26 protein-coding genes are annotated in these 24657 nt (G+C 42.4%); 16 read left to right on the forward strand and 10 right to left on the reverse strand.

What is annotated here, in order from left to right:
* Positions 1–26 precede the first annotated feature (26 nt).
* Entirely contained in the window at positions 27–389 is a 363-nt protein-coding gene (locus MuYL_RS01645) for a DUF3127 domain-containing protein (RefSeq protein ID WP_094568869.1), read from the forward strand.
* Positions 390–460: 71 nt separating this feature from the next.
* Here the strand turns inward: MuYL_RS01645 and MuYL_RS01650 are convergent, their stop codons facing one another.
* Together MuYL_RS01650 and MuYL_RS01655 are read right to left on the reverse strand one after the other, a co-directional pair.
* Positions 461–1882 carry a DUF4932 domain-containing protein gene (locus tag MuYL_RS01650; protein WP_094568870.1) on the reverse strand — a complete coding sequence of 474 codons (1422 nt, stop codon included), beginning with the start codon at positions 1880–1882 and terminating at the stop codon, positions 461–463.
* Positions 1883–2081: 199 nt separating this feature from the next.
* Positions 2082–2939, reverse strand: a complete 858-nt coding sequence (locus tag MuYL_RS01655) for a T9SS type A sorting domain-containing protein (RefSeq protein ID WP_094568871.1) — start codon at positions 2937–2939, stop codon at positions 2082–2084.
* A 207-nt stretch (positions 2940–3146) separates the two neighbouring features.
* Between MuYL_RS01655 and MuYL_RS01660 the strand changes: the two genes are divergently transcribed.
* Together MuYL_RS01660 and MuYL_RS01665 are read left to right on the forward strand one after the other, a co-directional pair.
* Positions 3147–4958 carry a sensor histidine kinase gene (locus MuYL_RS01660; protein WP_094568872.1) on the forward strand — a complete coding sequence of 604 codons (1812 nt, stop codon included), beginning with the start codon at positions 3147–3149 and terminating at the stop codon, positions 4956–4958.
* 144 nt (positions 4959–5102) lie between these two features.
* Complete coding sequence (locus tag MuYL_RS01665) at positions 5103–5795, forward strand: response regulator transcription factor (protein WP_094568873.1); 693 nt, start codon at positions 5103–5105, stop codon at positions 5793–5795.
* Positions 5796–5950: 155 nt separating this feature from the next.
* Here MuYL_RS01665 and MuYL_RS23680 read toward each other — a convergent pair whose 3' ends face one another.
* The 3 genes from MuYL_RS23680 to MuYL_RS01675 are packed head-to-tail and all read right to left on the reverse strand — an operon-like array spanning position 5951 to position 6771.
* Positions 5951–6079 carry a hypothetical protein gene (locus MuYL_RS23680; RefSeq protein WP_262493653.1) on the reverse strand — a complete coding sequence of 43 codons (129 nt, stop codon included), beginning with the start codon at positions 6077–6079 and terminating at the stop codon, positions 5951–5953.
* Positions 6080–6104: 25 nt separating this feature from the next.
* Positions 6105–6563, reverse strand: coding sequence for a DUF6036 family nucleotidyltransferase (locus tag MuYL_RS01670; protein ID WP_094568874.1), 459 nt, complete (start codon positions 6561–6563; stop codon positions 6105–6107).
* Position 6564: 1 nt separating this feature from the next.
* Complete coding sequence (locus tag MuYL_RS01675; protein WP_094568875.1) at positions 6565–6771, reverse strand: hypothetical protein; 207 nt, start codon at positions 6769–6771, stop codon at positions 6565–6567.
* A 166-nt stretch (positions 6772–6937) separates the two neighbouring features.
* On the opposite strand from MuYL_RS01675, the gene MuYL_RS01680 reads away from it, so the two are divergent.
* Positions 6938–8500 (forward strand): M28 family metallopeptidase, encoded by a 1563-nt coding sequence (locus MuYL_RS01680; RefSeq protein ID WP_094572816.1) that lies wholly within the window; start codon positions 6938–6940, stop codon positions 8498–8500.
* Positions 8501–8569: 69 nt separating this feature from the next.
* Here the strand turns inward: MuYL_RS01680 and MuYL_RS01685 are convergent, their stop codons facing one another.
* Positions 8570–9970 carry an MBL fold metallo-hydrolase RNA specificity domain-containing protein gene (locus tag MuYL_RS01685; RefSeq protein ID WP_094568876.1) on the reverse strand — a complete coding sequence of 467 codons (1401 nt, stop codon included), beginning with the start codon at positions 9968–9970 and terminating at the stop codon, positions 8570–8572.
* Between the two features lie 267 nt (positions 9971–10237).
* Between MuYL_RS01685 and MuYL_RS01690 the strand changes: the two genes are divergently transcribed.
* The 4 genes from MuYL_RS01690 to MuYL_RS01705 all read left to right on the forward strand — a co-directional run bounded on the left by MuYL_RS01690 (position 10238) and on the right by MuYL_RS01705 (position 13415).
* Complete coding sequence (locus tag MuYL_RS01690) at positions 10238–10609, forward strand: BlaI/MecI/CopY family transcriptional regulator (RefSeq protein ID WP_094568877.1); 372 nt, start codon at positions 10238–10240, stop codon at positions 10607–10609.
* Positions 10610–10611: 2 nt separating this feature from the next.
* The gene (locus tag MuYL_RS01695) at positions 10612–12345 is read left to right on the forward strand and encodes a TonB family protein (RefSeq protein ID WP_094568878.1); all 1734 of its coding nucleotides are present in this window, start codon (positions 10612–10614) and stop codon (positions 12343–12345) included.
* 106 nt (positions 12346–12451) lie between these two features.
* The gene (locus tag MuYL_RS01700) at positions 12452–12853 is read left to right on the forward strand and encodes a hypothetical protein (RefSeq protein ID WP_094568879.1); all 402 of its coding nucleotides are present in this window, start codon (positions 12452–12454) and stop codon (positions 12851–12853) included.
* A gap of 151 nt (positions 12854–13004) precedes the next feature.
* Entirely contained in the window at positions 13005–13415 is a 411-nt protein-coding gene (locus tag MuYL_RS01705) for an SPW repeat domain-containing protein (RefSeq protein ID WP_094568880.1), read from the forward strand.
* A gap of 110 nt (positions 13416–13525) precedes the next feature.
* Here MuYL_RS01705 and MuYL_RS01710 read toward each other — a convergent pair whose 3' ends face one another.
* Positions 13526–14056, reverse strand: coding sequence for a DUF4440 domain-containing protein (locus MuYL_RS01710; RefSeq protein ID WP_094568881.1), 531 nt, complete (start codon positions 14054–14056; stop codon positions 13526–13528).
* Positions 14057–14234: 178 nt separating this feature from the next.
* Between MuYL_RS01710 and MuYL_RS01715 the strand changes: the two genes are divergently transcribed.
* The 4 genes from MuYL_RS01715 (at position 14235) to MuYL_RS01730 (ending at position 16993) form a co-directional block, all read left to right on the forward strand.
* Complete coding sequence (locus MuYL_RS01715) at positions 14235–14570, forward strand: tRNA-binding protein (RefSeq protein ID WP_094568882.1); 336 nt, start codon at positions 14235–14237, stop codon at positions 14568–14570.
* On the forward strand, positions 14570–15043 hold the full coding sequence (locus MuYL_RS01720) for a nucleoside deaminase (RefSeq protein ID WP_094568883.1): 474 nt from the start codon (positions 14570–14572) through the stop codon (positions 15041–15043). Before MuYL_RS01715 ends, MuYL_RS01720 begins: the two co-directional genes overlap by 1 nt.
* A gap of 181 nt (positions 15044–15224) precedes the next feature.
* Positions 15225–15833, forward strand: a complete 609-nt coding sequence (locus MuYL_RS01725; protein WP_094568884.1) for a superoxide dismutase — start codon at positions 15225–15227, stop codon at positions 15831–15833.
* 164 nt (positions 15834–15997) lie between these two features.
* Complete coding sequence (locus MuYL_RS01730; RefSeq protein WP_094568885.1) at positions 15998–16993, forward strand: zinc-binding dehydrogenase; 996 nt, start codon at positions 15998–16000, stop codon at positions 16991–16993.
* A gap of 134 nt (positions 16994–17127) precedes the next feature.
* On the opposite strand, the gene MuYL_RS01735 is transcribed toward MuYL_RS01730, so the two are convergent.
* From MuYL_RS01735 to MuYL_RS01745, 3 genes are read right to left on the reverse strand one after another with little or no spacing between them, the layout of a single operon-like run.
* Positions 17128–17880 (reverse strand): MlaD family protein, encoded by a 753-nt coding sequence (locus MuYL_RS01735; protein ID WP_094568886.1) that lies wholly within the window; start codon positions 17878–17880, stop codon positions 17128–17130.
* The gene (locus tag MuYL_RS01740; protein WP_211710222.1) at positions 17877–18665 is read right to left on the reverse strand and encodes an ABC transporter ATP-binding protein; all 789 of its coding nucleotides are present in this window, start codon (positions 18663–18665) and stop codon (positions 17877–17879) included. The genes MuYL_RS01735 and MuYL_RS01740 overlap by 4 nt, the downstream gene beginning before the upstream one ends.
* A gap of 7 nt (positions 18666–18672) precedes the next feature.
* Positions 18673–19452, reverse strand: a complete 780-nt coding sequence (locus MuYL_RS01745; protein WP_094568888.1) for an MlaE family ABC transporter permease — start codon at positions 19450–19452, stop codon at positions 18673–18675.
* Positions 19453–19768: 316 nt separating this feature from the next.
* Between MuYL_RS01745 and MuYL_RS01750 the strand changes: the two genes are divergently transcribed.
* The 4 genes from MuYL_RS01750 to mnmG all read left to right on the forward strand — a co-directional run bounded on the left by MuYL_RS01750 (position 19769) and on the right by mnmG (position 24630).
* On the forward strand, positions 19769–20422 hold the full coding sequence (locus MuYL_RS01750) for a Rossmann-fold NAD(P)-binding domain-containing protein (RefSeq protein ID WP_094568889.1): 654 nt from the start codon (positions 19769–19771) through the stop codon (positions 20420–20422).
* Entirely contained in the window at positions 20422–22287 is a 1866-nt protein-coding gene (locus MuYL_RS01755) for an ABC-F family ATP-binding cassette domain-containing protein (RefSeq protein ID WP_094568890.1), read from the forward strand. Before MuYL_RS01750 ends, MuYL_RS01755 begins: the two co-directional genes overlap by 1 nt.
* Before the next feature lies 1 nt (position 22288).
* On the forward strand, positions 22289–22543 hold the full coding sequence (locus MuYL_RS01760) for a CBU_0592 family membrane protein (protein WP_211710223.1): 255 nt from the start codon (positions 22289–22291) through the stop codon (positions 22541–22543).
* A 224-nt stretch (positions 22544–22767) separates the two neighbouring features.
* Entirely contained in the window at positions 22768–24630 is a 1863-nt protein-coding gene (gene mnmG / locus MuYL_RS01765; protein ID WP_094568891.1) for a tRNA uridine-5-carboxymethylaminomethyl(34) synthesis enzyme MnmG, read from the forward strand.
* The last annotated feature ends 27 nt before the right edge of the window (positions 24631–24657 follow it).

A 24657-nucleotide genomic window follows, 5' to 3' on the forward strand; every position in this document is an offset into this window, starting at 1 on the left:
ACTTTACATTTTTAATTTTTGAAACTATGGAAATTAAGGGTAAAGTGCACGAAGTTGCTCCAACCGTACAGGTTACTGATTCGCTTAAAAAGAGAGAATTGATACTTGAATATATTGAGAATCCTCAGTATCCGGAATATTTAAAGTTTGAAGCGATACAGGATCGCTGCAATTTATTGGATAATGTTAAGGCGGGTGATGATGTTGAAGTATTCTTCAATTTAAAAGGTCGCCCGTGGACAGATAAAACAGGTAAAAAAAGCTATTTCAACTCGATGCAGCTTTGGAAAATAAATCTTTTAGCCGGAGCAGGTGCTGCATCAACACCAGAATACGCGCCACCGGCCGACATCAGCTCAACTCCTGATGAGGATGACCTTCCTTTTTAAGAAAAACGTCAGTAAAACGAATTAAAGAGAAAGCCATTTGCACATGTAGCAAATGGCTTTCTCTTTTTAGGTTAATGAGCCTCGCCTGTTTTAAACTCCACCATAGTATTTTGAACTGCATAGCCATCGTCTGTACGCATCATACTCCCGGCAATGCTCACCTGGTATTCAGTATTGGGTTGTAGCGCCACTTTCATAACTATGCTTTTGTTATCATTAGCAAAGCGGAACCCTAAAGGCTTGGGGTAATGCCCCGCCCCCTTTTTACCCGGGCCAAAAAAATATCGCACGCCATCCAGTCTTTTATCAAAATTGAAGGTTATTTCGGTAATCCCTGCGTTTACAGAGGAATCTCCTTTTTTAAATGGCTCAACCGATAGCAGCTGTGCACAATGCCGCAGGTAATCGTCGTCATAAGTATTTATATTTTGTGCTACCCCCGCATAAAATTTAACTATTTGAGGCATAAAACTTTCAAGGCTTGGGTAGGAGGCTCTTTGCTTTTCATATTGCCCCAATAAGTTTACTAATGGCCGCATCCAAACAAACCCCCTGGCCAACTGCTGCTTTAACTCCTTGTCAGCTATCAATGTATCGGTTTCATGGGCATAAAGGTACCTGATCACAGCAGCCCTTACCAATGCTTCGTTCATCATGGTTTTCCATTCGCCATAAGCCTGCCGCCCCATTTTAGCTGCCTCTTTTTTATAAATAATTTCACCGGGCCCGCGCAGTTGCTGCTCATAATCATCGCCCAGGTAGTTAATAAACGAGTGGTTGAACTCGTGGATAAGCGTCGGCAGATACGATGCAATCCCATAAACTGGTGCCCCAGTGCTGTCAAATGTGCCTGAACCGATGATAGCGTAAACCTTTTTTTGTTGTCCGGGTAAATTCAAATGTGGTCCGTAATTGCTTCCGCCGTTCCCAAGCCCAATGATTATGTTGAAAGATTCATCAGGCGATTTCCCGAAAAATTTGTAATACCAGTTCACGTCCAAATTTTTAAACAGCTCCAGGAACCGATCTTCGGCGGTGGCATACGCTGAGGCTTGTGCCTTGAAAAAAGCTTTACACCCGGCATCTTTATAAAACTGTTTTAAAAGGGAAACAAACTTTTCGGATGTAGCAACATTCCATCGCTTATCCGGTAATCCGACGGAAAAGGCTCCTATTGCATCCAGCGAAGGTGGCTGTTTAAGATGAACGGCCATACTCATCACAGCGTCGTAACCTATCCCGCTGCTATCCCGTAATGATTTAGCGAATTTGATGAGCGGATGGTCCGTAAATTGATCAAAATGCTGATGGATCTGCTTTACGTAATTAACGTTGTCTGTTGTATTATACTCAGGGTTTCCGGCTAACCTGAATACAATGCTCAACAATTCTACCCTTTGGTCAACCCTGGGTAACTTTACCTCCCGGGCCGACTGCCCCAAGGCTGACAATGACAGGTAAATTCCTAAAATAAAAAGGCTTAGTTTTTTCATTTAATAACACATTAGGTAATAGGCAAAACAGTAAAACAATTTACCGTCGTTTTGAAAACATAGATATTTAGGTTACGCAAAAGTTTAATTGCTTTTTATAAAAACCCTATCGGCGTATATTTAGAAAGAGCCATCCCCTTATCGAAATGGCTCTTTCTAAATAAATCCTTCGCCGCAAACTATTCTTATCAACGCTCAACTATTCCTCTTTCATTATTCTTTTTAAAGAGATGCTTTTACCCTGCTTGATCTGCAGGTAGTAAATCCCGTTAAGCCCCAAGGCAAAGCTTTTACTGAATGTGCCATTAACTGCCTTTTCGCTCCACAGGAACTTACCTTCACTGTCACTCAATTTAACTTCTGCCGGGGCTTTTGACAACAGGCTGAACATTAGCAAAACTTTTCCACTCGTAAATTGAGGAACCAGGTTAAGATCCTTAATTTCAAATTTCGGCCCTTCTACATAGGGCATTCTTTTCAGGTCATCGTCTGATGCTTCAGAAACATGAAAACTAACACGAGTGCTAACGCCATCGTTATCAATATTTACATATTCAAAGCTCTGGCTGTTTTTGCGGTTGAAGCGCGGTGCCATTGGCCCGTTAAATCTTCTCTCCCTCATTTCCATCCTGTCGCCTTCACCATCATTACCATGATAATTAAACGTCATTTCACGGTTCATCCGTTTCATTTTACCGGGGCGGGTATTCATAACGTTTCCCACGCTATCGTTAACAATAAATTTTTCAGTTATCACCTGGTCTTCATTTCCGTTTCCGGCCCTTTTCCTTTTTACTATCTCAACCCGCCTCAAATCTGCGCTGCCTGCTTTACCGCTGCGCAGGTTATTAATATCGGCTAAGGCATCCTGCTTTTCTTCGGCTGAAAGCTCCTTAATGTTTTTACCGTTCACCGTAGTATCTCCATTTTGGATCCTGATGTCGATATCCTTTTTTATTTTAATTTGCGCAAGTAATACCGGCGGTACGCCCAGTATCATGACCAGTGCAAACGAAAAAATAAATTCAAATCCGGGTTTAACTAAATGCTTTTTCATAATGGGGTATGTTTGTTTAAAGTTAAGTAACTTTAATGGGGTTTTTGTTATTGTTTGCGCACATAAAAGTTACCTTGGGCTGGCTAATTTTACCCATCAAATTTAACAAACAACTATATTTCAAGTTGTTAAACACAGGTTATAAATTGTTAAATATTGTTAAAAACAAAATAGCTGCCCTTATTTAAAATATTTTTGTTTTTTACGATGAGAAAAAGAAGTATTGCACTTATTATCGGGTTAATGGGGTTTGCGCTTTTGGGCGTAATAACTATGCAATTGTACTTTTTGAGCCAGTCGTACCAATTACAGAGCGAACTTTTTGACCGTTCTGTTAATGAGGCACTTAACAATGTTGTAGCCAAAGTAACTCGGCACGATGCCTTAAACTTTTTAAACGCAAAGACCCGGATGCGGAATAAAGTAAATACTGTATGGAAAAGCAACACCCTTGATAATAACGGCAATCTTGATAATAACATAACAAAAAGTCTTTCAAAAAAGAAGCTTTCATACCGTCAAAAAAAGCTGGCCATATTGCGCGACAGCCTGCGCAGGCTTATCCTTAATAAAAAAATGGATGATGAATTTGACCGGCTAACACAGGGTGGCAAATTTGATTTGCAATTCCGTTTCGAAGAATTTACTGATGAACTTGGTATCACTCATCAGCGAATTACCCCGGAGTTGGTAAAGATTCCGCACACGTCATTAAAACGAAAGCTGCATAAATATGATACGGTAAAATATTTATACAGCGACCCCCAGTTTGGTAAGCAGGTAATTTCGGTGCCACATATTAATGCCGAATGGGCCCGGGTGCAGGACAGGAAGTTTAAAGAAAGACAACTGAACGAAGTAAGAAAACTACTTGAAAATGATTCTTTGCAAAACACTCCCCAGAGCAATGGCAAAACAGCAGTAATTGCTAACCTGGCAGAAGAATATGGAAAATATGGCGAACCTTTAAAACTACGCCTTGACCCATATTGGATTGATACCCTGCTTAGGTTTGAATTAAGAAATAAAGGAATTAATTTACCAATCAGCTATGAGGTTTCCCTGGCAAATAAGGACTCGGTAATTTTTTCAAAAGCCAATGATGTTTCCGGCGCTAAACCTGAATTTACGGGTATGAACATTTATCAGACGCCCATATTCAGTAAGGACGTGATCAACGATCCTGGTATTATCAGGCTTGCTTTCCCGCAAAGAAGTATGTTGCTATTAAACAAGATGATGGCTTCATTAGCTACTACAGGCGGGTTGCTGCTGGTGCTGATATTTTGTTTCGGATACACCATATTCTCCATCCTTAAACAAAAAAAGGTGGCCGAAATGAAAACCGATTTCATTAACAACATGACCCATGAGTTTAAAACACCGGTATCAACCATAATGATTGCCAGCGAAGCACTGAAAGACAATGAAATTGCGCAGGATAGAAGTCGGGTTGCCCGGCTTGCAAATATTATTTACGAGGAGAACGAGCGCCTGGGCAGTCATATTGAACGGGTACTAAATATCGCACGAATTGAAAAAAACGACTTTAAGCTGGATAAAAAGCCTATTGATGTAAACGAAATGATAGCTGTAGTTGTTGATAGCATGGCGCTTAAACTCCAAAAAAACAACGCTGTTATCGCGATGCAGCTGGATGCCGAAAATGCGATAATCAGCGCTGATGAGCTACATTTTTCGAACGTTATTTATAACCTTATTGATAACGCCATTAAATACAGCGTTGAAAAGCCTGATATAACTATAACTACCTTAAACAAAAACGGGCAGGTAATTATTAAGGTGGCAGATAAAGGCGTTGGGATGAGCCGCGATCAGCAAACAAAAATATTTGAACAGTTTTACCGGATTCCTACCGGCAACCTGCACGATGTTAAGGGCTTCGGGCTGGGCTTAAGCTATGTAAATACGGTTGTGAAACGCCTTAACGGGATAATAAGCGTACGCTCTGAAAAAGAAAAAGGATCGGAGTTCGAACTGAAATTTCACCTGGCGTAACATGATCCATGAACCGGAATTTAGACTTCAGCATCAGAAAAGCTCAAATAGAATACACTAATACTTATAAAATACTACTGATAACCTTAAAATACACGCATTCGGAATTTCGGGTCTTCCGGCCTTCCGAACCAGAAAAGCATCATGAAAAAAATACTATTGGTTGAGGATGATCCGAATTTAGGCTTACTGTTACAGGATTACCTGCAGCTGAAGGGAAAGTTTGATGTTGTTTTATGTAAGGATGGAGAAGAAGGTTTACGGACATTTACCAAACACACCTTTGATCTGCTGATCCTTGATGTGATGATGCCCAAAAAAGATGGATTTACCCTGGGAAAGGACATCAGGAAGATCAACGCCCATGTACCTATAATTTTTGCCACAGCAAAAGGTATGATAGAGGATAAGACCCAGGCCTTTAACCTTGGCGGTGATGACTACATTACCAAGCCCTTCCGTATCGAGGAGTTACTGCTCCGCATAAACGCCCTGCTAAAACGCACCAGCAATTCGGAAAAGCACGAGGAGGAAAAGCAAACCACCTTTAAGCTGGGCCGCTACACCTTTGATTACACGGCACAACTGGTTACCATTGGTGATACCCAACAAAAACTATCTACCAAAGAAGCTGAATTGCTGCGCTTGCTCTGTATCCGCAAAAACGAGGTCCTTACCCGTGAAGAAGCATTGCTTAACATTTGGCATGATGATAATTACTTTAATGGCCGTAGTATGGACGTTTTTTTAAGCAAAATAAGAAAATACCTGCGTGACGACCCCTCTGTAGAGATCATCAACGTGCACGGGCGTGGGTATAAGCTGCTCATTAATTAATGCAGACACCGCTAATTGCTTTATCGAACCTCATCATTTCCCCAGCCAAAGCCGTCAAAAAGCAGAATCGAGCATTGCTGTATCGTGACACCTGATTAGCTGAAAATCTATGAAAGATGGTGGACATTTGCAATGATAATTTAAAATAATATCATCTAATTGGTCTTTTCCGGCTTAGCCCGGTTTTTCGGAAATGCAGGGTCGTAATAGGGATCTTTGCTTTTAAGATCGTTGAAAGTCATATCAATGCTCTTGTGAAATTTCTCCGTGTTGAACAAAGTCATGACCAGTAGAGATGGTTTGAACATGTTATGCCCCGCCTAAATTTTCAAGATCGTTTATATCTTTAGCTCGGCCCGATGCCCTTTTTGCATTTATCAGATCCTGTAAAAAAATTGTTTTTATTGGCAGACTGTCTTCTTCGAAATAAATAGCCTTTGAATAACACGCTTCAAATGCCATACCCTTTACGCGTACCATGATATCAATAGAGGATGGAGGATTTCCAAATGTGAAAACATCCCATATCGGGTGATTCAAAAAGGAATCTTCTGTCATATCAAACATTGGCATACCAAAATCATAAAATGCCGCTTTTAACTTTTCATAGTTTTCGACGGTTCGTTCCACCCAGATATCCATATCACCAGTCGTTCTTGTATATCCGTGTAGAATAACTGAATAACCGCCGACGAGAATATATTTTACCTCACATTTATTTAGTGAGCGGATAAAGTCTCTAAAATCGTCGTTAAAAATATTCCCCATATCAATCCCGTCCCCTTGCCCTAAAAACAGTCCGGTCAAGCCTGGGAGGGTTATTTTCCGGATAATTGTAGGCTACACTGTTCAAATAATTAGCTATACGTAATCTTTCCTGCCATGTTAACGACCGGTAATATTCAGCCTGTCTCCTAACGGCTTCTTCTGCGGTTTGTGCTTTAAACGCGGTCCTGTCTAAACGATACTCGCTCATAACCCAAATATACTCCAAATTAATTACCCCTTGTAACAACTTTGTTAAAGCCCTTTTTAAGTTTTGCAGTTTTTAATAAATAAGTTTGTTAGCAACTGACAACATTATTAACTGTGAAATTATTACAGCCAGCCCCCAAACTGTAATACTTCAAAAAACTGATCGAATGAAAATAAAATTACTTTACTCCTGCCTGCTTTTGGCAGCAGCGGGCTCTGCATTTGCCCAGGACACGCCGGATCCGGCGATGGTTCAAAAAATTCGCGAAGAGGGCCTTAACCATTCAAAAGTGATGGATATTGCCTATCATTTAACAGATGCTTCAGGTCCGCGATTATCTGGTTCTCCGGGTTTAAAACGCGCACAGGACTGGGCGGTAAATGAGCTTAAAACCTGGGGCATGGTTAACGCCAAACGCGAGGCCTGGGGTAAATTCGGCAAAGGCTGGGAAGTTCAGAAAAACTATGTGGCTATGACCGCGCCTTATTACCATGCGCTTATTGCCATCCCTAAAGCGTGGACCCCTGGCACTAACGGACCAATAAAAGGCGATGTGATTTTGGTTAAAGCGGATACGCTTACTGATCTTGATAAATATAAAGGCACGCTAAAAGGGAAAGTAATAATATTTGACACCAAGCCCGGTGTTGAAAGAACATTTAAGGCTGATGGCATCCGTTATACTGATGAGCAACTGGATGAAATGGCCAAAGCAAAGCCGCAGGCGCCGGGCGCACAGCGCAGGGGTGGCCCTAACTCACCGCAATTTACAGCCATGCAAAAAGCGCGTGCCTTGCGTGCTGCAATCAATACATTTTTACAGGGAGAAAGTGTTGGCCTTGTTTTAACCCAGGCGCGCGGCAGCGACGGAACGGTATTCACAACTAACGGTGCATCCTATGCAGATACCGCTAAAGCCGTTTCGCCTGAGCTGGAAACCAGCGGGGAAGACTTCCAGCGCATTTTGCGCCTGGTGAAAGCGGGTGAAAAAGTAAGTATTGAAGCCGATATAAAAACCCAGTTCTTTACTGATGACCTGCAGGGGTATAACGTGGTGGGTGAAATTACAGGGACTGATAAAAAGCTGAAAGAACAGGTGGTAATGATAGGGGGACACCTTGATTCGTGGCATGCAGCTACCGGCGCTACCGATAATGCCGCCGGCAGTGCGGTAATGCTTGAAGTAATGCGCATTTTAAAAGCGGTTAACTTTCACCCGCGCCGTACCATCAGAATAGCTTTGTGGAGTTCGGAAGAGCAGGGGTTATTTGGTTCGCGCGGTTATGTATTTAATCATTTTGGCGACCCAAAAACAATGGAGCTGAAACCGGAACAATCCAAAGTTTCTGCTTACTATAACCTTGACAACGGCAGCGGTAAATTGCGCGGCATTTATTTGCAGGGCGATTCTTTGGCCGGCCCGATATTTAAAGCCTGGCTGCAGCCATTCAAAGACCTGGGTGCGGCCACTGTTACCATCAGTAATACAGGCAGTACTGATCATGTATCATTTGATGCGGTAGGAGTACCCGGCTTCCAGTTTATCCAGGATCCGCTTGACTATGGTTCGCGTACACACCACAGCAACCAGGATACCTATGACAAGCTGAGCGAGGACGATTTAAAACAGGCGGCCACAATTGTTGCCTCATTTGTTTACAACACCTCGCAGCGAGATGATATGATTCCGCGCAAAGAGCTGCCAAAACCTCAGCCCACAAGAAACTAATTAAAGTACAATAACGAATGATAAAGGAGCTGTTACTTCATCATTCGTTATTTTTTCCGAGGGTTTGTTTTAAATCTCTATTTTTTGATGCTGGTATGGAATCTCTACGTCTCCAAACCCTTTATCTAAAATCCGTTGCCTGAAATGCTGCTGTACATCATATTCTCCGTGTACCAGGAATATTTTCTTTACTATTTTGGGGTCCTGGCAACTGATGAAATGCAGCAGGTCTTCATAATCGCCATGTGCGCTCATTGATTTAATGGCCTGTACTTCGGCCCTTACCTGGTATTTTTCACCAAAAATAAACACTTCGCTATCGCCGCGCAAAAGGTGGCCACCGAGCGAGTTAGGCTCACAATATCCCACCATTAAAATGGTGTTTTCGGGCCCGTTAATATTGTTTTTAATATGATGTTTTACCCGGCCGGCTTCAGCCATGCCAGATGATGAAATTATTACGCATGGTGTGGGGTCATCGTTCAATGCCTTTGATTCTTCGGTTGACTGGATAAAGCGAAGCCCTTTAAATCCAAAAGGGTTAGGGTCAATTTTCAAAACAGCGGTAACCTCTTTATTGTAAACCTCCGGATGATCCATTAAAACACGGGTGGCCTTTTCCGAAAGCGGGCTGTCAACATAATAACGCAGATCGGGTAATATTCCCTTAAGCTCAAGTGCATTTAAAGCATATAACAACTCCTGCGTACGCCCCACGCTAAATGCAGGGATAATCAACTTACCTTTCTTAATAAGGCAGGTTTGCTTAACCACTTCAAGCAGCGCGTCTTCAATAGCTCCAACATCTTTATGTAATGAGTCGCCATAGGTTGATTCCAGGATAATATAGTCGGCTTGCGGAAAAGGTTGCGGCGTTTTTAACAGCATATCACCATACCGCCCCACGTCGCCGCTAAACGTTAGCTGTGTAAGTTTACCTTCCTCCAAAATGGACAGATTTACTGCCGCGCTGCCTATCAGGTGGCCGGCATCCGTAAATTTAAGTTTAACCTGCGGCGTTATTTCATACGTTTCATTGTAATCAACAATTTTAAACAACCGCAATGATTCCATCGCCTGTTCTTCGCTGTAAAGTGGCTGCAGCAGCGGCAGCCCGTTTCTTTTGCGGTGCTTATTACTGTACTCGGTATCCTGTTCCTGTATTTTTGCCGAATCCATCAACAGGATTTTCGCCAGGTCCATGGTTGCTGCTGTACAAAAGACAGGCCCGTTAAAGCCTTCAGCAACCAGCCGGGGGATTAAGCCGCAATGATCAATATGCGCATGCGATAATATGAGGTAATCAACCCCCTTCGGATTAAAGCCAAAATGCTCGTTTAGGTCTTCGGTCTGCTCCCCCATTCCCTGGAACATGCCACAATCCAATAAAATTGCTGTTCCGCTGTTTAACCGGATCAAATGTTTGCTGCCTGTTACATTACGTGCGGCACCATGAAAAGTTATATTCATTTATATGGTTGTATGTTTTTGTTGATTTGAAAATAAAAAATAAAAAAATTGCAAAACTATTATTTTAGTTATAACTTTAATAATCATTAAATTATGAAGGTAATATTATTAACAGCATTATTGTTTTCAGCCTGCGCTGCTGAATGCTGAAAAAGCACAGTAAAGCCACATTAAACTCACGACCTAAATTAATTAAAAATAATTGCTGAAACCCGGGCAGCCCTATACAGGCTACCTATTTTAAGTATTAAACATTGTTATTAGTGTATGGAAATTAAAGAATTAACACGTGCCGAGGAGCAGATTATGCAGGTGCTGTGGCAGTTAAAAAAAGGATTTGTTAAAGATGTGATTGATGTGCTTCCGGAACCAAAACCGGCGTATAACACGGTGTCAACCATAATCAGGATACTGGAAGCAAAGGGTTTTGTTGGGCATACGGCGTTTGGCAAAAGCCACGAATACCACCCGGTAATAAGCAAAGAACAATATCAGAATTTTGCTACCGACAAATTAATGAACGGATATTTCGATAATTCGGTAAAGCGCATGTTCTCATACTTTGTAAAAAAAGAGAAGATCGACCTTAAAGAAGCCGATGAGATAATGAAACTGATTGAAAAACTTAAAGAGAAATAATTATGACCGGGTGGCATTATTTATTGCTGGTAAATATTTACCTGCTGCTGTTTTATGGTTTCTATGCTTTGCTGCTGCGCAAAGAAACCTTTTTCCAGCTTAACCGGGTTTACCTGGTAGCATCATCCTTATTGTCATTCATTATCCCCATGATCCAGTCTAACTGGGTCCAGAATCTCTTTATTACAAAAGAAGTACAGCTGACTATTTATAACAGCCCGCTAATTGTGTACCGGTTTAAGCCTATCCAGCATAGTGAGATAACGATGGGACAGGTGTTGGCGGCCATTTATATTGCCGGGATCTCTTTTTTAGTTGTCCGTTTTATCTGGCAAATGATAGTGCTTAAAAAACTAATTAACCAGCCGAACTCTGCCGTCGCTTATTCTTTTTTCAATAAAATTAAACTTGCTGACCACCAGGCAGACAATAGAATAATAGCGGCGCATGAACGTGTACACGCCCGGCAATGGCACTCGGCAGATGTGTTACTTATTGAAGCCGTGATGATTATTAACTGGTTTAACCCGGTGGTTTATCTTTACAGGTTCTCTATAAAACACATTCATGAATATATAGCCGACAGGCAAGCCCTGAATGCAGGTACCAATAAAAGCGATTATGCATTACTACTGCTGAGCCAAACATTTAACACGCCACACCAGCTGGTAAACCCTTTTTATAATCACAGCCTGTTAAAACTGCGGATAATAATGCTGCAAAAGAGCAAATCCAACCGGATTGCACTTATTAAATATGGGTTATCGGCACCGTTGTTTATTTTGATGCTGGTACTTTCGTCGGCGACGGTAAATAACAGCAAAACGGTTGGCTTTGTAAATAAAAAGGTAGAGCAGGTATTACTAACCCCCGCAACAGCTATGCAGCCATCTATTATACTCGACAGTACGACAATGGTAACCGGCGACACCGCTGGGAAACCGGGAAGCAGCATTGCTGAAAATAAAAAGCCGGCAGAAGTTTATCCACCACAAACCATTGAATTAAATGCGCCGGAACCCAACAATACTGCTGCTGCACAGGACAACCCGCCGGTTGTTGAGGACAGGGTTTTTACTTCGGTTGAAGTGGTACCACAATTTCCGGGCGGCGTAGAGGCTTTTAGCCGATACCTGGCTAAAAACATAAAGTATCCGGCAAATATGCGCGAAAAAGGCGTACAGGGGCGAGTGATCATAAGCTTTATAGTTGAAGGAGACGGATCCATCTCCAACGCCCATGTTACCCGTGGCATTGCTGACGAATTAGATAAAGAAGCTTTGCGTGTAATGGCCGCTTCGCCTAGATGGACACCCGGGGTGCAAAATGGCCGACCGGTAAGGGTGGCTTATTCGGTACCGATCTCATTTACTTTAGTTGACGATGACAGCCCAAAATCAACCCAGGAACTGACTGTTACCGATGCTAACGGTGCCGTGAACCAAAAGGTGCCGCTTTCATCAATAACCTCGATCGTATCAAAAACGGATACAGGCAAAAAAGCATTTAAATTTAATGTAAGTGCAGCCGGCAGGCCTTTGTATTTAATTGACGGGAAGGAAGCTTCGGATATTTCCCTTATCGACCCAAACGCTATAGAATCAATAGCTGTGTTTAAAGATGTAAGCGCAACATCCATCTACGGGAGTAGAGGCAAAAACGGTGTTGTTTTACTGACCATGAAAAAGCCGCAGCCCAGCCTTCCGCTTAAAAAAGAGCCTGAAGCAAAGCATTAACGTAAATCAACTATAACCCTGGTGGCGGGCACAGTTGATGTGTTCGCCATTTTTTATGCGTTTTATTTAGATTAATATTTACATTTATCTAAAAATCCTTTCACACATGAACTGGAAACTCATCTTTCAACTATCAATTTTTGGATTGATAATGGCCTTTGGTACCGTGTCCTTAATCCCGCAAAATGTTGAACCGGCATTTTGGCTGGTGATATTTGTTTTTTCCGCATGGGTTATTGCAAGGGCCTGCCCAAATAAATACTTTTTACATGGCTTTGTTACCGGACTTGTAAACTGCGTATGGATTACGGCGGTGCATTTCCTGTTTTTTCAAAAATACACAGCTGGCCATCCACAAATGGATACCCTGGTGAATGATATGCCTGCCTCTTTTTCAACCCATCCGCGTATAGCAATGGCCCTGGCCGGTTTGGCACTTGGCATCTTGTCGGCCATAATTGCGGGGATATTTGCGCTTGTTGGTTCAAAAATCGTTTCAAAAGGTTAACCGCGCTGCAATTAAAGTAAAAAAACACCCCCTGATTGAATAATTATAAAGAAAGAGGTTTTAGATAAATTCAAAATTTATACCTTTGAAAACAAATACCATAGCACAGGTATTTATTAGTAAATAACATACAAAAGTTTAATATAAAAATATGAAGCCCTTTATTTCAACAAAAGTATACGGAGTTTTAAACTATATCCTTGCGCTTACCCTTATTGCCGCTCCATGGCTATTTAACCTGGTTGACATTTCGAGCGCCGCGTTGTTTTTACCAATGTACATAGGATGGCTGCAGCTGATAATGGCTATTTTTAGCAGAAGCGAAACTGGGTTTATTAAGCAATTCCCTTTAACCATCCATTTTGTACTTGATGTGCTAATGGGCTTTGTATTAATGGTATCGCCATGGTTATATACCTTTTCGTCAAAAGCTTTCTGGCCTGAATTGTTATTAGGTGGCCTTTTATTCCTGATGGGGATCTTTACTGATAAATCTCCCTTCACTACCAGAAACCCGCACAACCATGCTGTTGGTTTTTTAGCTTCAACTGATTCAAACTAATACAACGGCATTTGGATGCCAGCTATAGAAAAGGCGCATAAACATTGTTTATACGCCTTTTTTGTTGCCCGTTTTTCTGCTGCCAAAGCCGCTTCAATTACAGGCAACTCTTAATACTCTATCCCTTTTTCAGGCATCCAAACCTGGCTTTTTATCAGCCATTTATCATTTATCTGCCTTAACACAAACGTAAATGCTCCGCGTGCCGAAAAATGGGCGTGGTCTGGCAGGTTACCGCTATAATTTACAGGCACAACCACATATACGTTTTCTGAAGTTTGTTGATATACTTTTACCGACTCGATCGTTCCTTTGAATTTGCTGATGTGATAATCTTTAACAGCCTTTTCAACCGCGTTTATCCACTGAATGCCGGCGGTTGGCCCGTTCCATGAATACGGAGGCTCGTCATCAGCTACTACCGCATTGGGGGTATATAAATTTGCCACTGCCTGGATGTTGAAATCATTGGCTGCATAAATAGCTAGCCGAACCACCTCCATTACGTCGGCATTGGGAACCGTATCCGTAGCCCTTACCAGAGCGGCGTTATTGATTGGGTTAAGCCTGCCCTTTGCTTTAACTACGCTGCTTGCCACAATCAGGCAAAGGAATAAAATAAGCGCTGATTTTTTTATCATTGTTTAATGGAAAGGACTCAATTTTATATCATTAATTCAACCCGGTATTTATACCCCCGAATATAAAAAAAGGATTTGATGTCTAAAAACGCAAAACTGCCGTGCAAAATATAGCGGATAGACAAATAAAAATTGCTGTATGAATGGCGCATTTGTGCCATGTTTATACCTTTGTAGCATGGAAACGATTACCTGGCAAGATTTTGAAAAAGTAGAACTGCATGCCGGAACGATTGTGGAAGTAGCTGATTTTCCGGAGGCCCGCAAACCAGCTTACAAAATAAAAGCCGACTTTGGCCCGCATGGCATCAAATGGTCGAGCGCACAAATCACAAAACATTATACCAAAGATGAATTGCCCGGAAGGCAAATTATTGGCGTTATAAACTTTCCTAAAAAACAGATCGCAAATTTTATGTCGGAGTTTTTGGTTACCGGCTTTGCCGATGAAAATGGCGACATTGTTTTGGCAGCAGTAGATAAACCTGTACCCAACGGCAGCAAACTTATATAATGAGATACATTAGTTTTGGCGATGAGCCAACCATATCGCCCGACGATTTTTTTATGAACGAGGCGCTGAAAGAAGCCAAAGAAGCACTTGCTGAAGACGAAATCCCTATTGGTGCAGTGGTGGTTTGGAACGGGCGCATTATTGGCAGGGGGCATAACCTTACTGAACGGTTGAACGATGTATCGGCGCATGCTGAAATGCAGGCGCTTACGGCAGCGGCCAACTCCATGGGCGGTAAATATTTAAGAGACTGTACGCTGTATGTTACCATGGAGCCCTGTGTAATGTGCGCCGGAGCCTGCTACTGGTTTCAGCTTAGCCGGATAGTATTTGGTGCATACGATGTAAAACTTGGTTTTGGCCGTTTAAACCAAAAGGTAACACACCCAAAAACTATCATCACCGGCGGTATTCGCGAAAACGAGTGTGCTGAACTGGTGAAGGATTTTTTTAGGACGAAGAGGGGGAAGTAAGCCCATAGTCTATGGTCCATAGACCATGGTGATCTGGGGGTGGCTTTATTCGCTACTTTACTACTATGGACTATGGACCATGGTCCATGGACTATAAAACAAATGACATTTATAAGAACAATTATCACTATTAACGCTTTATATTTGTTACATACTATCATTAAACATTAAACTAATCATTATGGCTTTTACACTACCGGCGTTATCTTACGCTACCGATGCCCTTGAACCGCACATTGATAAATTAACTATGGAAATTCACCATGGGAAACATCACCAGGCTTATGTTACCAACTTAAACAAAGCGTTGGAAGGCAAACCTGAAGCCGATGGCAGCATTGATGATATTATTAAAAGCATTTCGAAGTTCCCGCCTGCGGTACGCAACAATGGCGGTGGCCACTATAACCACAGCTTGTTCTGGACATTGCTTTCGCCAAGCGGCGGCGGTGAGCCAACAGGAGCTTTAGCAGCAGCAATTACCAGCACTTTCGGTTCATTTGCCGATTTCAAAACAAAAGTGCAGGAAGCCGGTGCAACCCGTTTTGGTTCTGGCTGGGCATGGTTGATTGTTACCGCTGATAAAAAATTAGCCGTTACATCAACACCAAACCAGGATAACCCTTTAATGGATATTGCTGAAGTAAAAGGCACGCCTATTTTAGGTATTGATGTTTGGGAACATGCTTATTATTTAAAATATCAAAATCGCCGCCCTGATTATTTGGCAGCTATCTGGAACGTGATCAATTGGAACCACGTTGCTGAATTATACGCAAGAGCGGTATAGTTCCCTAACTCTCACGAAATTAATAATTTAGCGGCAGGGACCTGATGGTTTCTGCCGTTTTTTTTACGCTTATAGCTGATTAACAGGCCATTGCCTTCGTTGGTACTTGGTTGTTGAGAAGCACTGATTTTCATCTTACCTTAATTAAATAAACAGTCATTACCATGAAAGCGATAGTTCTTGAAGCGGCAGATAAGCCGCTTGTTTTAAAAGAGGTTGACAACCCTGGCCTTGCGCCAGGGGAAGCCCTGGTAAAAATAAAAGCAGCCGCCTTAAACCGCCGCGACTACTGGATAACCATTGGCAAATATGCCGGCATTAAATACCCAACTATATTAGGTTCAGACGGTGCCGGTATTGTGGAGGCTGTGGGCGGCGACACCGACCGGCATTTAATAGGTACTGAAGTGATCATTAACCCAGGTTCCGGCTGGGGCGATGATCAAAATTTCCAGTCGGACGATTTTAAAATATTAGGCTTGCCTGCTGATGGTACCTTTGCGGAATATGTTAAAGTGGAGGTGCAGCAACTTCATACCAGGCCCGCGCATTTATCATGGGAACAAGCCGCTGCCGTTCCGCTGGCCGGGTTAACCGTTTTTAGGGCATTATTTACAAAAGGCAAAATAAAAAAAGGCGACAAGGTATTAATAACAGGGGTTGGCAGTGGTACGGGGCTATTTGCCCTTCAATTTGCATTGGCGGCTGGTTGCCAGGTATTCGCAACCACCGGCTCGGGCGAAAAAATGGAGCGGGCCAAAAAGCTGGGTGCGGCAGCCGCTGTAAATTATAAATCGCAGGATTGGGCCGAACAGCTCTTGCACCTTGCCGGCGGGTTTGACGTAATAATAGACAGTGCTCTTGGCGATGGTTTCGCCAAATTGCCTGATCTTTGCAATCCCGGCGGCAGGATAGTGATTTTTGGCGGAACTGCGGGCAATATCCCGGCTTTAAATGGCCGAAAAATCTTTTGGTGCCAATTGCAGGTGATCGGCACCATGATGGGCAGCCCCGATGATTTTAAAGCGATGGTCGCTTTCGTTAATGAACATCAAATAGTTCCAGTTATTGATGCGGTTTTTCCATTAGCTGATGCAGCTGAAGCTATATCAAAAATGGAGCATTCATCGCAGTTTGGCAAAATCGTTTTAAAGCCATAGCGTAAGTTTCACGCCTGCGTAAGGCTTGCTCAGGTCCCAGCCATGCTTGAAGCTATCGCGCCTGTTATAACGCAAAACGGGCCGGCACCCTATCATCAGATGCCGGCCCGTTTATCATATAAGATGACCTGCTTTTACTGATTATTCTTTTTATCCTGTGCTGCCTGGGCTTTTTTAATAGAGTCCTGCTGTGCCTTTTTCTTTTTGTTTTTAAAGAACCCTTTCAACAAAAAGTTATGCTGAGCCGCTGTAAGGTCCTCATTTAAAGTACTGGTGGTTTTATGCACATTTTGCATGGTGGTTTTTGCCTGGCGCACGGTTCCTTCCAAATCGCGCGAAAGCTTGTCGTTATTCAATAACCTGCCAATGCTGCCCTTACCACTGTTAACCTTGGCTACAATGGCCGATAAGCCTTCGGTAAGCGATGCAGCATTATCTGCAACTTTGGTGAGCTTTCCTATCATCTTATCCACATCAAACGGATTCACCGATGCCAGCTGCCCACCATCCTGTATGGACTGTGTGCTCGTGATACCCCCCGGTGCAATTACTACCAATTTGTCGCCCATCAGGCCATCGCTGCCGATACTTAATTTAGAGTCGGTTTTTATAAATTTTTTAACCTCGTTGTTTAAAGTAAGGTCAACGCGTACGGCGCTGTCGGTAACTATGGTTATGGCCTCAACCACGCCCACATTTATACCCGCAAAACGAACATTGTTGCCCACCTGCAGCCCGTTCACATTTTTAAATGTTCCATGAATACGGAAGGTTGAGCTGAACATGTTTTTTTGATTGCCAATGAAAAATATAACCAGTACTAACACCGCAATGCCGATAAAGGTAAAAACGCCAATTTTTATTTTCTGTGATGAAGTTGCTTTCATGATATGTCTTTAAAGTATGATCCCACTATTTTTTCTTTTGATTTATGAAGTTCGTCAAACGTGCCTTCTGCTATATATTCGCCATCGTCCATAATAACAACCCTGTCGGACGCGATACGTGCGCATTCCATATCATGGGTAATGATGATTGATGAGGTTTTTTGCTTCTTCTGTATAGATAAGATCAGGTCGCTGATCTCGCGCGAAGTTATCGGGTCAAGCCCGGTTGTTGGCTCATCGTAAAGGATGATCTGGGGCTCCACGATGATTGTACGTGCAAGGCCTGCACGTTTACGCATGCCGCCTGAAAGATCCGAAGGCATTTTATCAATAGCTTCCAGCAAGCCCACGCTATCCAGCGCTTCTTCTACGCGCCTGTCAATTTCGTCGCGGTCCTTAATTTTTAACACCCGGGTTAGCGGGAACTCCAGGTTCTCGCGTACGGTCATTGAATCATAAAGTGCGCCGCTCTGGAACAGGAAACCGATCTTTATCCGCAGTGCCTTAAGCTCTTTTTCGCTCATATCAGCCACCTCGTCGCCAAATACTTTTACTGAACCGCCATCGGGCTTCAACATCCCTACAATACATTGAATAGTTACGGATTTCCCTGTACCTGAACGACCAAGGATCACTACGTTTTCGCCACGGTGCACCTCCAGGTTTATATTCTTCAACACATGCTTTTCTCCAAAAGACTTTTTAAGCCCTTTTATAGCAATCACCACTTCCTGTTTTTTTTCTGAAGGCTGCTTCTGTTCTTTTTTTGTTTTTTCTGCTTCCATCGCCATCCTACTTATAAAACAATAAACTGGTAATTTGAACCGCAATGGCATCAATAACAAAGATCCACAATGAGGCAGTCACCACAGCCGAGTTAGCTGCTATGCCTACGCTTTCGGTACCTTTGTTGGAGTGAAAACCTTTATAACAGCCCACAAAACCGATGGCGAAGCCAAAGAAAATGGTTTTGATAAATGCCGGTAAAAAATCGCTAAAATCAAGTGAAGCTATTACTTTGGTGAAATACAGCTGGAAACTGATACTGTCACGAATGTTGAGGGCCAGGAAGCCGCCGAACAGACCGATAGCATCTCCTATAACTGACAGGATAGGCACCATTATAGTGGTTGCCAGTATGCGGGTAACTACAAGGTACTGGGTTGGGTTAGCCCCGGACACTTCCATTGCGTCTAGTTGCTCGGTTACCTTCATGCTACCCAGTTCGGCGCCGATGCTTGACGCTATTTTGCCTGCACAAATAATAGCGATAATAACAGGGCCAATTTCCCTGACAAAAGAAACTGACAGTGTTTTGGGCAACATGCTGGCTGCACCGAACGCAACTAATGTTGGCCGCAGTTGAAGTATAAGCACCACCCCCATTATAAACGAAGTAATGCCAACCAACATCATGGAACGGTAGCCGATTTCATAGCATTGGCGCACAAACTCCGACCATTCAAAACCACCTACAAAAATGTTTTTGAAAAATTTAAAGAAAAACCCCACCTGGTCGCCAATGTCTTCGAACCACTTTTTCCAGCCGGGTATTATAACTTCTTCTGCCATAGATATTTATATTTTTTTCATAATAAAGCAATGGTGTTACAAATTTGTTTTGTATCCATCAAATAAATTTACCTTGTTGTAATTCGGGGGCCGGCTGGAATATTGCGCAGATATCTGCAACAGGCAACGGATTGAGCTTCGGTTTACTATTTGAGCTTTTACAATAACAGATATGCAGTGTATTTGTTTTTGAATCTATAGGAAAATAGAAATGGCGCTTGTAGTACTAAAAAGCGCCTTTATATATTACATGTTTAAACACAGAAAATAGTGTGCTATTTTATTATTCGTATTTTTGCAAAAAATTGGAAGCCAAATGCTTAAAAAAGCGATAATAGCAGGTGCAAGTGGATTAGTTGGGAATGAGCTGTTACATATTTTATTGACAAATCCGGGCTACGATGAAGTTTTGGTTTTGGTAAGGCGTGAATTGCCTTTAAAACATGGTAAGTTAAAACAGCTTATTGTTGATTTTGATAAGATAAGTGATTATCAGGCAGAAATTACCGGGGAGGCTTTTTTTTGCTGCCTGGGCTCAACCAAAAAGAAAACGCCTAACCTGGCAGATTACCGCAAGGTTGATCATGATTACCCTTTGCAGCTGGCACAAATTGCATTGGCAAACGGGATCGGGCAATATCACCTGGTTTCGGCTATGGGTGCGGAGGTTAAATCGGGTAATTTTTACATGCGGTTAAAGGGGGAAACAGAAGCGGATATAATAAACACCGGGTTACCGGGTTTATACATCTACCGGCCAGCTATGTTAACCGGTGAAAGAACAGAGGACCGTCCATTAGAGCGGTTTTTAACACCAATAATGAAGGTGATAGACCTGTTCCTTATTGGTAACCTAAAAAAATACAGGAGCATTGCGGCCAAAACTGTGGCAATTGTCATGTACAAACAATCATTAAAAAACAAAGCAGGAACATTTATTTATGCTTCTGATAAAATAAAAGAACTATAGTGAGCAATTACATCTCTGCCGAAAACCTCGGCCATTCTTTTCATGACCACTGGCTTTTCAGAAACGTAGCCATTGGCATTAACCGTGGTCGCCGGGTTGCGCTTGTGGGTATTAATGGAGCCGGCAAATCAACCTTGCTGAAGTTACTGGCCGGAAGCCTAAAACCTACAGAAGGTAAAGTGGCACAAATGCGCGACTTAAACATGGGCTACCTGGAACAGGACCCGGGCTTTAAGGGGGCGGTTACCATAAGCGATTATATTTTCCATGCTGACGATATCCAGCAACAGCTGATCCGCAAGTACGAGGAACTGCTGGAAAACGACCCTGAAAATGCCAAAGCCATTGAAAATGTAATGGAGGAGATGAGCAATGTTGATGCCTGGGAATATGAATATAAGATAAAAACCATTTTGGGCCGCCTGGACATCCACCACCTGAATCAAAAAATAAATACGCTTTCCGGAGGGCAAAAGAAACGTTTGGCCCTTGCCAAGCTTTTGATTGAAGATCCGGATATTTATATCCTTGACGAGCCAACCAACCACCTAGATATTGATACCATTGAGTGGCTGGAGAAACTGCTTACCGATGGTTCAAAAACTATTTTGATGGTTACCCACGACAGGTATTTCCTGGATAACGTTTGTAACGAGATTTTAGAGATAGACAAAGGTAAGATCATACCATACGTAGGCAACTACGGCTATTACCTTGAAAAGAAAGCGGAACGCGAAAGTGCCGATGAAGCATCGTTTCAGAAAAACAGTAATTTATTGCGTAAGGAGTTGGAATGGATGCGCAGGCAGCCACAGGCCCGGGGCACCAAATCAAAGGCGCGCATAGATGCTTTTTATGACCTGGAAGAAAAAACCAAAAACGGCGGCGCCAAGCAGAAGGTTGAACTGAGTGTTAAAACAGCACGGCAGGGAAATAAAATTATGGAGATGAACCATCTTTATAAATCATTCAGGGACCAAACCTTTATCAAAGACTTTAGCTACGTATTTAAAAAAGGCGACAGGATTGGGCTAGCCGGCAAAAACGGTAGTGGCAAATCAACCCTGCTGAATTTAATAACCGGCGCATTGCAGCCGGATAAAGGAACGATAGATAAAGGGGAAACTACTGTAATTGGTTACTTTCACCAGGCGGGCATCACATTTAAAGATGATGAGCGGGTTATTGATATTGTAAAGAATGTGGCAGAATTTATCACCATGGCTGATGGTAAACTAATTTCGGCCTCAGCGTTACTTACTTTATTCCTCTTCCCTCCTGCCAAGCAATATGGGTTTATCTCTAAACTAAGCGGCGGCGAAAAGAAACGCCTGCAACTGATGAGTATCCTGATGAAGAATCCAAACTTCCTGATCCTGGATGAGCCAACAAACGACCTTGATATTGATACTCTAAATGTGCTGGAAGAGTTTTTAACCAACTATTCAGGCGTATTGATGATGGTATCGCACGACAGGTATTTGCTGGATAAGTTAACCGATCAGCTTTTTATAATGGAAGCGGGCGGCGATGTAAGAATTTACAACGGCAACTACTCCGCCTACAGAGTTGAACTGGAAGAAGCTAAGCAACAAAGCAAACGAGCTCCTGCTGTGGAAGCATCGAAGCCTGTTGAAGTAAAAAAGAACAAGTTAAGCTTTAAAGAGCAAAAGGAATTGGACACACTTGAAGGGGAAATAGCTGTTATTGAAAAACAATTGGCAGAAAAAAACAACGAACTTAATGTAATTGGTATCTCGCCCGTTAAATTAAACGAGATTCTTGACCAGGTAGCCGCTTTGAACAATAAGCTGGATGAAAAAAGTATGCGATGGATTGAATTAACCGAGTTAAAGGAAGCTTAATATGAAGACCTCAGATATACTGGCTTCTGTCGGCGTTATTATTCTGTTGATAGCTTTTTTATTGAATTTATATAAAAAGCTACCTGCTGACAGCAAAGTATATGGACTATTAAATTTTATAGGCGCGGGCATCTGCTGCTTTTCTTCTTACCTCATCCATTTTTATCCCTTTGTTGTATTGGAAGGCGTTTGGGGATTTGTAGCTTTATTATCATTATTCAATGTTCCACGTGGAACATCAGGCGGGAAGAAGTAATTTTGTATTGAACTATATTATATAAACACTAAATACCCGAAGCTGGAAGAACAATTTAAATAGCGTAAAGGTTAACAACGAAACAACCAGAAGCACAATATAAAGTTCGCGGATAAAGAAGCAAGTACTGTATATAAAACAATATTTCAGCAATAGTGCCGGATGTTTCACGTGAAACATCCGGATAAGATTAAGATAAAGTTCCACGTGGAACATAAAATATCATGTTTAAAAAGTATAATGTAATAGTAGTTGGTGCTGGGCACGCAGGCTGTGAAGCAGCGGCAGCAGCGGCCAACCTCGGTTCATCCGTTTTGTTAGTCACCATGAATATGGGAGTAATAGCACAGATGAGCTGTAACCCTGCTATGGGTGGTGTAGCCAAAGGACAAATAGTACGGGAGATAGATGCAATGGGTGGTTACTCAGGGATAATTACTGATAAAACATCTATCCAATTCAGGATGCTTAACCGCTCAAAAGGCCCTGCAATGTGGAGCCCGAGAGCCCAAAGCGACCGGATGCGTTTTGCTGAAGAATGGCGTTTAACACTGGAACGAATTCCAAATGTGGATTTCTGGCAGGATACAGTTACCTCTTTACTGGTAAAAAACAACACCATTGCAGGCGTAAAAACGTCGCTTGGTATAGAAATAGAAGCAGATGCAGTTGTATTAACCAACGGTACCTTTTTGAATGGTTTGATCCACATAGGTGAGAAACGATTTGGCGGCGGCCGAACTGCAGAAAAAGCAGCGACTGGACTAACAGAACAATTGGTAGAGTTGGGTTTTGAATCGGGCAGGATGAAGACCGGTACCCCACCCCGGGTGGACGGCCGTAGTTTAAATTACAGCCTGATGGAAGAACAATGGGGCGACGAAGAGCGCGGCAGGTTTTCATTTACCGACGTGCAGATGGCGACAGAACAGCGCTGCTGCTGGATCACTTACACCAATAAAAATGTTCATGAAACCCTGAAAGAAGGTTTCGAAAAATCACCCATGTTTACCGGTCGGATCAAAGGACTGGGTCCACGGTATTGCCCTTCAATAGAAGATAAAATAAACCGGTTTGCCGAACGCGACCGCCACCAAATATTTGTTGAACCGGAAGGATGGAACACTGTAGAGATTTATGTAAACGGTTTCTCAACCTCGTTGCCTGAAGATATTCAGTACAAGGCATTGATCCAGATCCCCGGATTTGAAAAAGCGAAAATGTTCAGACCGGGTTATGCTATAGAATATGACTACTTCCCGCCTACCCAGCTTGGGCTTACCCTGGAAACAAAATTGATCAGCAACCTATATTTTGCAGGACAGATTAATGGCACAACCGGGTATGAAGAAGCGGCATCGCAGGGTTTCATCGCCGGCATTAACGCGCATCAAAAAATAAACGACAAACATGAACTGATCATGAAAAGATCAGAATCATATATTGGCGTTTTGATTGATGATCTTGTTACCAAAGGCACTGAAGAACCTTACCGGATGTTTACTTCCAGGGCTGAACACCGGTTATTACTTCGCCAGGACAATGCCGACATCAGGCTTACCCCTATTGCACATGAACTCGGTTTGGTAAATGATGAGCGCCTGCAGAAAGTAAACAACAAGGTTAAAAACTCGGACGATATTGTTGCTTACACCCGAACAAAATCTATCAATCCGGGCGAGGTAAATAATTTGCTGGATGAGTTGGGCACAAGCGCACTAAACCAGAATACTAAATTATTTAATTTACTGAGCCGCCCACAGGTTGGATTTAACGACTTGCGAAAAGCCGATGAAACTTTAGACGGCCTCCTGAATAAATATGATAAAGAAACAATTGAGCAGGCTGAAATAAAAATTAAATATGAGAGTTATTTTGAGAAGGAATTGGAAATAGTTGACAAGATGAAAAAAATGGAGGACAAAGAAATCAATCCCGAATTTAATTATCAAACACTTGTTTCACTTTCAAAAGAAGCACGCGAAAAATTAATGAAGATAAAACCACGTACTTTAGGCCAGGCTTCACGAATTTCGGGCGTAACACCATCAGATATATCAGTTTTAATGGTTCACATATCAAGATAGACTTATAAATAGCTAATAATCAATTAT

Source organism: Mucilaginibacter xinganensis, assembly GCF_002257585.1.
Lineage (GTDB): Bacteria > Bacteroidota > Bacteroidia > Sphingobacteriales > Sphingobacteriaceae > Mucilaginibacter > Mucilaginibacter xinganensis.